Here is a 909-nt window from a genome sequence, read left to right as displayed (position 1 = left end):
GCTCGCCCTTGATGCAGCGTTCGCCGTCGCGCAGGGGCAGGGGAGGAACCCGGATCGATGCAGGCCATTTGCCACCAAAAGCTGCTGGCTCCCTGGACCCTTCGGCGCCAGTGTAGGGCAAGGCGGCCGGGCCTCGTCGGTTGCCCGTCCCGGTTCCTGGCGGGGCAGCGCTGATCAGGGCCGCAACGCCAAGGTGGCAGACCCCGGCAACGCGCTTTCGCTGCTATATCCTTCCCGCACAGGGGGATACACATGCGGAAATGGATCATTCTGGCGTTTCTTGCCATCGCTTCAGCGCCAGCGGCAGCGCAGACCATCAAGGCTCAGGGGCCCCGAGGGAAGACGGTCCAGCCTACATACCGGCCGGCGCAGCCCTTCAATTCGACCGCGCGTGACACAACGCCCTTCAACTGTGAGCAGTACCGCCGCCATCCGCACCCGGCGATGGTCGGCTTCTGCGAGGACATGGAGCGGCACACCCTCCAGCACGAGGCGCGCATGCAGGGTCGGCCGGGCGCGTCATCGAGCGTGGTGGACTTGCCGCCCTTGGGCAGCCCCGATGCCAAACAGCGGGGCATGGCATGCATCGCCGGGCAGGCGTTCCGGCGCATCGACAATGGCTGGGAGCAGATCCATGCCCGCGACGGTGGGTGGCAGCGTTGTCGTGGTGGCTGAGCTACGAGTCGGCAGCGGTTGGCGATAAGAGTCCGTTGGGCAGCCTGAGCGTCGCAGTTCACTATGGCTCCAGATAACACCTTCGTCCTGCTGCTGGCTGAAGTCAGAAGTCGCCCGCATGGGGATTCAGCGTCGTGACCTGGCAGGGTTGAGCCAAGAAAAATCAGCTATTTAGCGTCCGCGTAGCTAACAGAAGCCGCTGAGACAGACCATCACCTTGCGTATCGATCTTAT

At 64.2% G+C, this 909-nt stretch carries 1 protein-coding gene; it reads left to right on the top strand.

What is annotated here, in order from left to right; translation table 11 throughout:
• Nucleotides 1–252: 252 nt before the first annotated feature.
• Complete coding sequence (locus IG80_RS0112100) at nt 253–675, top strand: hypothetical protein (protein ID WP_032114280.1); 423 nt, start codon at nt 253–255, stop codon at nt 673–675.
• Nucleotides 676–909: the final 234 nt, after the last annotated feature.

The sequence above is a fragment of the Candidatus Paracaedibacter symbiosus genome, assembly GCF_000757605.1.
Taxonomy (GTDB): domain Bacteria; phylum Pseudomonadota; class Alphaproteobacteria; order Paracaedibacterales; family Paracaedibacteraceae; genus Paracaedibacter_A; species Paracaedibacter_A symbiosus.
The sequence above is the reverse complement of the archived record's forward strand: the minus strand, read 5'-3'. Positions and strand labels throughout refer to the sequence as shown.